Origin of the sequence: Citrobacter sp. Cpo037 (assembly GCF_030332945.1) — a bacterium.
Taxonomy (GTDB): Bacteria; Pseudomonadota; Gammaproteobacteria; order Enterobacterales; family Enterobacteriaceae; genus Citrobacter; species Citrobacter portucalensis.
In genome coordinates this window covers 199259-210782 of record NZ_JAOWGW010000072.1, presented here as the reverse complement: position 1 = coordinate 210782, position 11524 = coordinate 199259, and the positions used below count along the sequence as shown (strand labels likewise).

The following is an 11524-nucleotide window of genomic DNA, read 5'->3' as shown; positions in this document are numbered from 1 at the left end:
AATCGGCCCAGATCCGCGAAATTTTAATCAGCGAGTCAGCTTGGGAAGAAATGACCTGCTTATTCGCACCTTCCCTAACTCAACGACTTTTGATGATGATGGTTTTGCGTCTAACAATACCGGGCTTTCCGGTACCGCAGGCAGTCGCGATCAGTTTAACTATGGGGTGAATCTCAGTCATCAACGGCAGGACAGCGAGACAACAGCGGGCGGCAATCTGACGTGGAATGCGCCAGTTGCTACGCTTAACGGCAGCTACAGCCAGTCGTCTAAATATACGCAAGCTGGCGGCAGCATTTCGGGTGGCCTTGTGGCCTGGTCTGGTGGCGTGAATTTAGCCAACCGACTGTCGGAAACGTTTGCCGTGATGCATGCGCCGGGTCTGGAAGGAGCGTATGTGAACGGGCAGAAATACCGTACCACCAACCGTAATGGCGTGGTGGTCTACGACGGTTTAACGCCGTATCGTGAAAACCACCTGACGCTGGATGTGTCTAACACCAATAGTGAAACCGACCTGCAAGGCAACCGCCGCAGCGCCGCCCCGTACCGCGGAGCGGTAGTGCTGACAAGGTTTGATACCGACCAACGCAAACCCTGGTATATCCGGGCGTTGCGTCCTGATGGTTCACCGCTGACGTTTGGTTACGAAGTAGAGGATATTCATGGACACAATATCGGTGTGGTAGGTCAGGGAAGCCAGCTCTTTATTCGTACCGACAGTGCGCCGCCGGAAATTAAAGTCGCAGTGGATAAACAACAGGGACTTTCATGCTCAATCTCCTTTGGTAAAACGATTGATGAAAGTAAAATTTATATTTGTCGGTGAGGAGGAGATATGAGATTTATCCTGGGATTAATTTTGGTTATGATGTCAAGTTCAGTATTCTGCAATTGTTTTCCGGTTTCATTTAAATTTTTGGATTTTAATCCAAGTACTACTGGTGCAACAGCTGAAAGTGACGTGATTGAGTTGGATTTGAATGATGCCTCTCTTAATTCATTTCAATCAACAGAAGACATTCCTCTTAATTTTACGGGAGGAAATAGTACCTATCATTGTGATTTTGGAATGTCTAACCCAGGCTCACTTTATAAGTTAACAGCCAGAAGTCAAGAATCTGGCACCTCTGAATACTATCAGATATTAACAACTGGAAATAATGATGGTGTATATGTTGAAGTTCAGCTGTCTGTTAATAGTTTACTCGGTTCTTATAGCGTTGAGAATAGTCTTTATGGTTTTGCTCGTTATTATTTTAATTTCCCAAGAGATGATCTTAATTCTAAGGTAACCTATGCAATTAAATACAGATTAACGAAAAATAAACCTGTTTCATCTGAAACAAAAAACATAGGGGATACAGTGACTCTTAAAGATCATGTGCGTTTTAATGAAAGTCCTGGATCGAATTCTTATAATTTAAAACAAAATATAAGAGTTAAGTTTAATTACACTCCAACCACATGTTCTTTTAATGATACTACCGTTAAAGTTAGCAGCATAAGTTACGGAGATGTAAGTAAAGGGCTTGCGCATGATGCTGATGCCGAAGTAAAAATTGATTGTGACCAAACTGTGGCCTATGCCACAAGATCTGTTCATTACAGATTCGTTTCTGATAATGCTGTAGGTAATGTTTTGCCTAATGAATATACGAATAGTGATAGCGCGGGAAATATTGGCTTTGAGTTAATAAAAGATGGTTCTGTAGTGAATTTAAGCAATAACCGTTATGGTCTGATAGCATGGGGAGATTTAAAAGAAAACGTGGCCAGAAATACGATTATACCGCTGAAATATAAATATACTCCTTATGGAAATAAGATATTTAAAGCCGGGCAGGTACTAAGCCGTGTAAAAATTGTTATCGATTATGATTGATCATGCTATGGTATTTTACGCACTCCCTCATCAGAGCGAGTGCGTTTTTTTTCACCGATGATAAAAAATCTCGCCATCGTAGGCTTTAATGATCTTCGCATCGGCATCATTGACCAGCACATACGCGCCGCCCATGTAGGTCCAGTGGGTGCCTGCCGTCGGCGCGGGCAGATTGCGCAGATTCCACTGTTTAATGGTGTATTCTTCGGTGAGATACAGTGGTGGAACCTTGTCACCGGGTTTGAAATGGGTGAAGTCAGCAATAAAGCTGCTCAGTTCATACTTATCGATACCGGTGGGGGCAGCTGTTGCAGCTGGTGCGGCCCAGACGACGCTGCTTGCAAGCAGAAGTGCACCCAGCAACATTTTATTCTTCATACCCATCCTCTCTACCTCTTCGGGTCATCAAAATCAGTCATGTATCATTCCTGGCATACCGGATGTCTGACAAGCACTATTTTGTGATCACTCCAGTCATTTCGTAAAAAGTGTAAATGAAAGTACAGAATTGCAGCAACCTTGACCAGTAGTTTCACTGCGGGAGTGGGGAGTGCGCCAATTTACATCGTTAAGCACAGGCAGTATCCTGTTACTGAAACCAGCATATTACGTTTGTGTTTCAACGACTCGGGGTGCCCTTCTGGTGAAGGCTGAGAAATACCCGTACCACCTGATCTGGATAATGCCAGCGTAGGGAAGTCTGACACTGCTCGTGTCCCTTCTTCGCGCGGGCAGGAGCTGAACCATGCAGCCTGACCTGCACAGCCGCGCACTCGCGGCTCACACTTTGCACCAATTTAGAACCTTATCCCCGCTCACACACTGTATGACCAATGAGGTCGTGCAAAGTTTTACTGCCAATACATTACTGGCGCTGGGCGCATCGCCTGCGATGGTGATCGAGCCTGAGGAAGCCAGCCAATTCGCCGCTATTGCCAGTGCATTGCTGGTTAATGTCGGCACCTTAACTCGGGAACGGGCCGCGGCGATGCGTGCCGCAGTTAAGCAGACTCATCATGCTAAAACCCCGTGGACGCTCGATCCCGTTGCCGTAGGTGCGCTTGAGTTTCGCCGTCACTTCTGCCTGGAATTATTGTCACTACAGCCTGCTGCTATTCGTGGCAACGCTTCGGAAATACTTGCTCTGGCCGGCATGAACGGTGGTGGACGCGGCGTGGATACAACCGATACGGCTGTTGCTGCGCTTCCGGCAGCGCAGGCGCTGGCTCGTCAGGTTGGGACTATTGTCGTGGTTACCGGCGAAGTGGATTACGTCACCGATGGTCAGCGTACCGTCCGCGTTGACGGCGGTGACCCGTTGATGACTCGCGTGGTGGGCACTGGATGCGCTCTTTCAGCGGTTGTTGCGGCCAGTTGTGCCTTGCGTGGTGACCGACTTGATAACGTCGCCTCCGCCTGTAGTTGGATGAAACAGGCCGGGCAAATAGCCACCGAGCAATCAAACGGACCGGGTAGCTTTGTCCCGGCATTTCTCGACGCCCTCTATAACCTGAACGCCCAGGAGCAAGCATGAAACGGATTAACGCATTAACGATCGCCGGAACCGACCCAAGCGGTGGCGCGGGTATTCAGGCTGATTTAAAAACCTTCTCGGCGCTGGGCGCTTACGGCTGTTCGGTTATCACGGCGTTGGTGGCGCAAAATACGCGCGGGGTGCAGTCGGTGTATCGTATTGAACCTGATTTTGTCGCCGCGCAGCTGGATTCGGTGTTGAGTGATGTGCGTATTGATACGACTAAAATCGGTATGTTGGCGGAGACGGACATTGTCGAAGCTGTCGCCGAACGTTTACGTCGCCATCGGGTACAAAATGTGGTGCTGGACACGGTGATGTTGGCGAAAAGCGGCGATCCGTTGCTGTCGCCCTCGGCGGTAGAAACGCTGCGTACCCGTTTGCTGCCGCAGGTTTCGATTATCACTCCTAATTTACCCGAAGCTGCTGCACTGCTCGGGGCATCGCATGCGCAGACTGAGCAGGAGATGTTAGAGCAGGGAAGGGCGCTACGGGCGTTGGGCTGCGAGGCGGTGTTGATGAAGGGCGGTCATCTGGATGATGCACAAAGCCCCGACTGGCTCTTTACTCGCGATGGTGAGCAGCGTTTTACCGCACCAAGGGTGATGACCAAAAATACCCATGGCACCGGTTGTACGCTATCGGCGGCGTTGGCAGCCCTGCGTCCGCGCCATAACAACTGGGCCGATACCGTACAGGAAGCCAAACTGTGGCTTTCAGCGGCGCTGGCGCAGGCCGACACGCTGGAAGTTGGCCAGGGAATTGGTCCGGTCCATCATTTCCACGCGTGGTGGTAATGGGTATACTGGCTGCAGAAACGGCGGCCAGGAAAAAGATAAATGGAACAAGCGCATACCCAGCTTATCGCACAACTGAATGAACGTATTTCAGCGGCGGATAACACGCCGCTGTATATGAAATTTGCGCAGACGGTAAAGAATGCTGTGCGCAGTGGGATCCTGGAGCACGGCAATATCCTGCCCGGCGAGCGCGACCTCAGCCAGTTGACCGGCGTTTCTCGGATTACGGTACGCAAGGCGATGCAGGCCCTGGAAGAAGAAGGTGTAGTAACACGTGCCCGCGGTTACGGAACGCAAATCAACAATATCTTCGAGTACTCGCTCAAAGAAGCGCGCGGTTTTTCTCAGCAGGTGGTGTTGCGCGGTAAAAAACCGGATACGTTGTGGGTCAACAAGCGCATTGTGCCTTGTCCGGAAGAGGTGGCCCAGCAGTTGGCTGTCGCCGTGGGGAGTGAGGTCTTCCTGCTCAAGCGTATTCGCTACGTTGATGAAGATGCCGTTTCTATTGAAGAGTCCTGGGTACCCGCACATCTAATTCATGACGTGGATGCCATTGGTGTTTCGCTGTATGACTATTTTCGTAGCCAGCATATTTTCCCACAGCGTACGCGCTCACGCGTTAGCGCCAGAATGCCGGATGCAGAGTTCCAGGCGCACATTCAAATGGATAGCAAAGTGCCGGTACTGGTGATCAAGCAGGTAGCGCTTGACCAGCAGCAACGGCCTATTGAATACAGCATCAGTTACTGTCGTAGCGATCTATACGTCTTTGTGTGCGAGGAGTAGTTCCTCGCGCGACGGGGCGCAATCGCCGCCGCGATGCCCAACTACCCAGGACGCCACCGCGTTACCTAACAGCACTGAGTCGGCCAGCGTCCAGCCAGCCGCCAGCCCAGCCAGCATGCCGCCAGCGTGGCTGTCACCTGCGCCAATGGTATCAACGACCGCCGTTGCAAATGCCGGTACGCAGCCGGATGTCTGTGCGCTGAAATACCATGCGCCGTCTTTATCGTGACGCACGACCACCGGTGCGGTGAAACGCTGCACCCATTCTGCGCCAAAACCTTCCACATCCTGACTCAATGCAAACCGCTCGGCAGCAATTTCCGCCTCCTGACGATTAAGTGACACCAGCGGACGGCAGGCCATAATTCGTGCCAGTAAAGGCTCAGGAATGTCGCCGATGCGCGGGCCAAAATCGATAAACGGTGTCACCTCTTCCAGACCTTCCAGCCACTGCACCAGCAATTCACCGCACGGGGACGCTAGCTGATAACCCGAAAGATACACCAGGCTATGACGCGGGATATCCAGCTGTGCCAGCCAGGCGGCATTCCACTGATTCTCAACGCCGCTAAAAGACATAAAGGTACGCTCGCCATCCGGCTCCACCAGCGCCAGACACCAGCCGTTATCGCCTTCGGCATTGTCGATCCGGCTGTGCAGTCCCTCTTTTGCCATCCGGTTGCGGATAATGTCGGCCCACACTCCCTGACCCAGCGGTAGAGCATTGCAGGCATCGATACCTAAACGCTTAAGCGTGACGGCGATATTGAGTGCGCAGCCGCCAACGTTAACACTTTGCTGCTTGAGCTCGATGTCACAGCCGCGCCAGGGGAGGGCATACGCATCGGCAATGACATCAATCACCGCCGCACCCACCACCGTTACTGGCCGCCGTGTACGTAACTGCGAGAGAAGTTGTTGCAGATGCGTGTTGCTCATAGCGCCTCCCGCTGCTCACGCAGTCGCATTAACCCACTGGCGTAGCGGGTAAAGTCCAACTGATTAACCGCATCCAACTCCTGCTTCAATGCTGGGTTGATCGCGCTCACGCCGTGTAATGCACCACAAATGGCGGTTGCCATCGCCCCGATGGTGTCGGTATCGCCGCCGAGGTTCGCGCACAGAATGGCGCAGCGGTTTGGATCGGTCTGCGCCAGTTCAACCATGGCGATGGCGCAAGGCACGGACTCAATGGTGCTGGTTCCGGCACCTACAACCTGATACAGCTGCTCGCTGGCGGACTCTACGCCATCGGCGTTACGCACGATTTTCAGCGCCAGTTCAAGGCGTGCACAAAGCGATGCGCTAAAAGTAGTGATTCGTTTTTGCTGCGCATGCAGGGCAATGGCAGGTAGCGCGTCGACAATCTCCGGCCATGTCCCTCCGTCGATGGCGCGCGATACCGCCCACGCGACGACAACAGCACCCGCGATAGCCAGATCCGATTTATGCGTCGGGCTGGAGGCCAATGCCACATCATCGATAAAGGCATCAAGATTGCGAGCGGGCAGCAGGCATCCCAGCGGGGAAACGCGCATTGCCGCACCGTTGGTCACGCCGTTGTTTTCCAGTTCGGCGACCGGTTTACCGTCACGAATGGCTTTTAACGCAATTTTCGAGGTCGGGCCGAGCACGTTTTTATTAAAAGCATCAAACTGCTCGGCCCAGGCCAGAATATTGCGACCAATAACGTCAGGCACAATTTCGCCGTCGCACTCAAGCAGGGCATCTGCCAGACACAGTGCCATGGACGTGTCATCAGTGAACTCCGCCTGGTTAAAATAGCAGGCGGCATTATTTTCCGCAGGGCCGGGCAAAAAACGGTCGATCCAACCGAAGTGTGCTTTTACCCGGGTTCTTGGCCACAGTTCCGACGGCATGCCCATCGCATCCCCTAACGCCTGCCCATAAAGAGCACCGAGAATACGTTCTGCTTTCATTTTACTTCCCCTTGTTTCAACGCTATATCGCGATCGTCCACCTTAATGGCGGTGATTTCTTTGTCTGATTCGCGAAAGAAAATCATGAACAACACGGCAATGATGGCAATCATGACCGCGCCAAATCCCCACATGCCAGCCCAGTTAAAGGTGAGACCATTAACGGGCTCCTGATAAGCAAACATTTTTTCCATCATCACGCCGCCCAGACGGTACCCGAGCAGGCTGCCGAATCCCTGACAGCAGAGGGTGATAAGCCCTTGCGCTGCGGTGCGCATTTGGACCGGCGCTTTTTTATCGACATAGATGTAAGCCGTGACGTAATAGAAGTCGTAACTGACGCCGTGCAGCAGAATGCCGAGAAACAGCAGGGCGTAAGTGAAATATTCTTCCGCACCGCCGTAAACGAAAAATCCGTAGCGGATCGCCGCAGTAATAAGACCAAGCAACAACACCTTTTTAATACCAAAGCGTTTGGTGAAAAACGGTAGCGCCAGCATGAAGAAGATTTCAGAGAACTGGCCCAGCGTCATCCAGCCGGTGGCGTTTTTCATTCCGACTTCTGTCAGATAGCCGTTGGCGAAGATGTAATAGAACGCCAGTGGCATCGCAAACAGGAAAGAGCAAAAGAAGAAGACGAGGAAGTTCTTATCGCGCAGCAGGATCAGCGCATCCAGACCCAGCATAACTTTGAAATCCATTTTGCCGGTACTTTTTGGCGGCGTATCCGGTAAAAAGAAGGCAAAAACACCTAACAATGCGGAGCTTCCGGCAGTGATAAGCAGGGGAATATTGGTGGGTGAGATGTCGTTATAGCCAAGCATTTGCGGTAAGAAACCGCAGGCCAAACCGGAGGCAATCCAGCCAATGGTGCCCATCACGCGGATGCGCGGGAAATCACGTTCAACATCCGGTACGTTGGCAAAAGCAATACTGTTGGTCAGCGCAATCGTCGGCATATAGGTCAACGAATAGGCCAGTAACAGCGGGAAGAATCCGCTGAAGGTGGTTTGCTGGGCGGCGAAGTACATCAGAATAGCGCCGACGAACATCAACACCGCCAGTACTTTTTGCGCGGAGAAAAAGCGATCAGTGATTGAACCGACCAGAATGGGCGACAGGATCGCCGCAATGGCGGTGCAGGCGTAGGACCAGCCTATCTCTCCGGCACTAAAGCCACTTTTACTCAGCCACAGCCACAGTGGTACAAACCAGGCGCCCCAGATAAACCACTCTACAAACATCATGAACGACAGCTTAACTGTAGTTTTCATCTTTAAATCCTTCATGACAGATAAGGTACGCGCTGATAGTACCATTCAATAATACCTTTAAAATACCTTTTAGATTAAACTTTGACCGTCTTAACATTATTTTTTCCTGAATCGAGCCAGCAGAAGTTGCTGAAAAGTGCGCTAAAGATGGAAAAAAAGCGCAGTCGGTACCAGGCTTAATGCTGCCCGCAAAAAGGCGGGTCAGGACAATCCATATTCCGGTTTTAAACCGGAACTTACGGGAGCATAGCTATGACTGATATTGCGCAGTTGCTTGGCAAAGATGCCGACAGCCTTTTACAGCATCGTTGTATGACCATTCCTTCTGACCAACTTTACCTGCCTGGACATGATTACGTCGATCGCGTAATGGTGGATAACAATCGGCCGCCTGCCGTTCTGCGTAATATGCAGACGCTGTATAACACGGGGCGACTTGCCGGGACAGGGTATCTGTCGATCCTACCGGTGGATCAGGGGGTAGAGCATTCTGCTGGGGCTTCGTTTGCCGCTAACCCGCTGTACTTTGATCCGAAGAATATTGTGGAGTTGGCTATCGAAGCAGGGTGCAACTGCGTGGCATCGACTTACGGTGTGCTGGCTTCTGTCTCCCGCCGCTACGCGCACCGCATCCCGTTCCTCGTTAAAATTAACCACAATGAAACGCTCAGCTATCCGAATACCTTTGACCAGACGCTGTATGCCAGCGTAGAGCAGGCGTTCAATATGGGTGCGGTTGCGGTAGGGGCAACCATATATTTCGGTTCTGAGGAATCTCGCCGCCAGATTGAGGAGATTTCAGCAGCGTTTGAGCGCGCCCATGAGTTGGGTATGGTTACCGTGCTGTGGGCGTATCTGCGTAACTCCGCGTTTAAAAAAGATGGCGTGGATTACCATGTTTCCGCCGATCTTACCGGGCAGGCTAACCATCTGGCTGCCACTATCGGAGCGGATATCGTTAAGCAAAAAATGGCGGAAAATAACGGCGGGTATAAAGCGGTTAATTTTGGCTACACCGACGATCGCGTTTACACCAAGTTGACCAGTGAGAATCCAATTGACCTGGTGCGTTATCAACTGGCGAACTGTTATATGGGGCGCGCCGGATTAATTAACTCTGGCGGGGCGGCCGGCGGCGACACCGACCTGAGCGATGCAGTGCGTACAGCGGTGATTAACAAACGTGCGGGCGGCATGGGGCTGATTCTGGGGCGTAAAGCGTTCAAGAAAACCATGGCCGACGGCGTTAAGTTGATTAACGCCGTACAGGACGTTTATCTGGACAGCAAAGTCACTATTGCCTGATCCCTCGGATTGTCGTCGGGTTAGCGCAACAGTGGACAACCCGGCGGGAGTCTGCAACGTAGCGCAGCGGGCAAGATTTCAATATGAAACTCTTGTCCGCTGAGCGGTTCGCCATCGAGATTAAAGGTAATTTCGTGCGGGGCGCGGATATCAAACCACGACGATGCGCCGTCAATAATATTAGGGTTGTCTTCGGATTGCGTTAATGCCGAAAGCAGCCCTGGCAGTAGTTCCTCGCCGGTAAAAATGCGCAGTTGCAGCAGACCGTCGTTGATTAGCGCCGTTGGGCAAAGCTGTTGCCCACCACCAGCCTGGCGACCGTTACCGATACCAATCACCAGCGCCTTACCCTGCCAGTGAAAATCTTCCCCACGAATGTCACAGATGTCGGGCTTGAGCGTATCCATGCACATTAATCCGTGAATAAAATACGATACACCGCCCAGTGCGGCCTTGAGTTTTTCCGGTGTTTCGGTGGTGATACGCGTGCCAAATCCGCCAGTCGCCATGTTGATAAAACAGGTTTTATCGTTGACCTGTACCATGTCGATCTCAGTCGCATTTGCGGCAATAGCCAGCTTTAACGCCTTATCAAGGTCGTCGGGTATACCAACGCTGGTGGCAAAGTCATTCGCCGTTCCCAACGGTAAAATACCCAGCGCCGGAATATTGCCGCCCTGCGACTGGATAAGCGCCGTCGAAACTTCGTTTATTGTGCCGTCGCCGCCGCCGGCTATTACCGTTTCAACGCCTAGCTGACGAGCTTCATCAACGTAGCGTTGGGCATCGCCTTTTTCCCAGGTCACGCGAACATGGATTTCCACGCCTTCATCACGAAGCTTCGCGATGGCATCACGCAGGGGGAGATTATCAGCACTTTTTCCATTGAGGATCAGTAAACTGGCAGGGAACGCTATCATCCGTTTGCCTCACTTTTTTTCGTTTTAACAAGTGTATGCCAGGAAAGCGTTTATGGCGTAAGAACTGACTGAAAGCGCAGGCGAAGAGATAAAAAAAGCCGCAGAGCGCGGCTTTTCAGATTGGGGATGTTACTGCGGGAACCACTGATCGCTGATTTTCTGGTAGGTGCCGTCAGCTTTGATTGCCGCCAGCGCGCTGTTCAGTTTTTCCAGCAGGGCTTTGTTATCCGGGCGAACCGCGATGCCAAGACCAGTACCGAAGTATTGCGGATCGGTAACTTTGTCAGTGGCTACGCCTAACTGTGGGTTGGTTTTTAGCCATTCGTTAACCACAGCAGTATCACCAAATACACCATCAATACGGCCATTTTTCAGGTCAATAATCGCATTCTGATAGCTGTCGTAGGCCACGGTTTTCACCTCAGGATGTTTATCCTGCAGGTATTTCTGATGGGTGGTGCCGTTTTCCATACCGATGCGCTTACCTTTCAGGTCGGCAAAGGTTTTATAGGTGTCTTTTTTCGCAATCACCAGCGCGGAGTTGGCATAGTAAGGCTGAGTAAATGCAACCTGCTTGCTACGCTCAGGTGTGATATCCATTCCGGAAATTACCGCATCATATTTCTTGAATTTCAGCGCGGGGATCAGGCTGTCGAAAGCGTGATTGGTGAAAGTACATTCTGCCTGCATTTGTTTGCACAGCGCCGTTGCCAGGTCGATGTCAAAACCGACAATTTTATTGCTTGCGTCCAGTGATTCAAATGGCGGATATGTGGCTGATACACCGAAACTAATTTTATCAGCTGCTGAGGCGCCAGCGGCGAAAGTAGCAAGTAATGCGGCCAGTACTAACTTTTTCATGGTGGAACTCCCGTCTGTCAATCTTATGATTATTACCGTGTCTGCGGCGTGGAGTAACAATGCCATTTAATGAATTTATATGCAATAAAAATGATTAAGTATTTTTATTGGTATGAAAAAAGACGGACAATTTAGGTTGTTGTCCGTCTTTATGTTTTTTACTTATGCACATTTGCTGGATGGCGGTGCTAGCACCTTATCCGGCCTACAAAAGGTGCA

Annotated in this window: 12 protein-coding genes and 1 riboswitch; of the genes, 6 read left to right on the top strand and 6 right to left on the bottom strand. The window is 51.4% G+C overall.

Features of this window, described 5'->3' with window-relative positions:
- Together OGX94_RS18685 and OGX94_RS18680 are read left to right on the top strand one after the other, a co-directional pair.
- Positions 1-829 (top strand): fimbria/pilus outer membrane usher protein (locus OGX94_RS18685; RefSeq protein WP_286569738.1); only part of this gene is annotated, 829 nt, incomplete at its 5' end.
- A 9-nt stretch (positions 830-838) separates the two neighbouring features.
- Positions 839-1885: a fimbrial protein gene (locus tag OGX94_RS18680; RefSeq protein ID WP_125112579.1), complete on the top strand. Its 1047-nt coding sequence runs from the start codon at positions 839-841 to the stop codon at positions 1883-1885.
- A gap of 51 nt (positions 1886-1936) precedes the next feature.
- Here OGX94_RS18680 and OGX94_RS18675 read toward each other — a convergent pair whose 3' ends face one another.
- Entirely contained in the window at positions 1937-2269 is a 333-nt protein-coding gene (locus OGX94_RS18675) for an RcnB family protein (protein ID WP_003834436.1), read from the bottom strand.
- A 234-nt stretch (positions 2270-2503) separates the two neighbouring features.
- Positions 2504-2599: riboswitch (TPP riboswitch) on the top strand.
- Positions 2600-2630: 31 nt separating this feature from the next.
- Between OGX94_RS18675 and thiM the strand changes: the two genes are divergently transcribed.
- From thiM to OGX94_RS18660, 3 genes are read left to right on the top strand one after another with little or no spacing between them, the layout of a single operon-like run.
- Complete coding sequence (thiM, locus tag OGX94_RS18670) at positions 2631-3419, top strand: hydroxyethylthiazole kinase (protein WP_164562597.1); 789 nt, start codon at positions 2631-2633, stop codon at positions 3417-3419.
- Positions 3416-4216, top strand: a complete 801-nt coding sequence (thiD, locus tag OGX94_RS18665) for a bifunctional hydroxymethylpyrimidine kinase/phosphomethylpyrimidine kinase (protein ID WP_191222364.1) — start codon at positions 3416-3418, stop codon at positions 4214-4216. Before thiM ends, thiD begins: the two co-directional genes overlap by 4 nt.
- Before the next feature lie 42 nt (positions 4217-4258).
- Positions 4259-5005, top strand: a complete 747-nt coding sequence (locus tag OGX94_RS18660) for a GntR family transcriptional regulator (protein ID WP_003834430.1) — start codon at positions 4259-4261, stop codon at positions 5003-5005.
- On the opposite strand, the gene OGX94_RS18655 is transcribed toward OGX94_RS18660, so the two are convergent.
- From OGX94_RS18655 to OGX94_RS18645, 3 genes are read right to left on the bottom strand one after another with little or no spacing between them, the layout of a single operon-like run.
- Positions 4979-5944, bottom strand: a complete 966-nt coding sequence (locus OGX94_RS18655; protein WP_197385699.1) for a PfkB family carbohydrate kinase — start codon at positions 5942-5944, stop codon at positions 4979-4981. The genes OGX94_RS18660 and OGX94_RS18655 overlap by 27 nt on opposite strands.
- Entirely contained in the window at positions 5941-6945 is a 1005-nt protein-coding gene (locus OGX94_RS18650; protein ID WP_193134211.1) for an ADP-ribosylglycohydrolase family protein, read from the bottom strand. Before OGX94_RS18650 ends, OGX94_RS18655 begins: the two co-directional genes overlap by 4 nt.
- Entirely contained in the window at positions 6942-8219 is a 1278-nt protein-coding gene (locus tag OGX94_RS18645; protein WP_197385700.1) for a nucleoside permease, read from the bottom strand. The genes OGX94_RS18650 and OGX94_RS18645 overlap by 4 nt, the downstream gene beginning before the upstream one ends.
- Before the next feature lie 252 nt (positions 8220-8471).
- On the opposite strand from OGX94_RS18645, the gene fbaB reads away from it, so the two are divergent.
- Positions 8472-9524 (top strand): class I fructose-bisphosphate aldolase, encoded by a 1053-nt coding sequence (gene fbaB / locus OGX94_RS18640; protein ID WP_003834421.1) that lies wholly within the window; start codon positions 8472-8474, stop codon positions 9522-9524.
- Between the two features lie 20 nt (positions 9525-9544).
- On the opposite strand, the gene yegS is transcribed toward fbaB, so the two are convergent.
- Positions 9545-10444 carry a lipid kinase YegS gene (gene yegS, locus OGX94_RS18635; protein ID WP_257661820.1) on the bottom strand — a complete coding sequence of 300 codons (900 nt, stop codon included), beginning with the start codon at positions 10442-10444 and terminating at the stop codon, positions 9545-9547.
- 129 nt (positions 10445-10573) lie between these two features.
- Entirely contained in the window at positions 10574-11305 is a 732-nt protein-coding gene (gene artJ / locus OGX94_RS18630; protein ID WP_003027308.1) for an arginine ABC transporter substrate-binding protein ArtJ, read from the bottom strand.
- Positions 11306-11524: the final 219 nt, after the last annotated feature.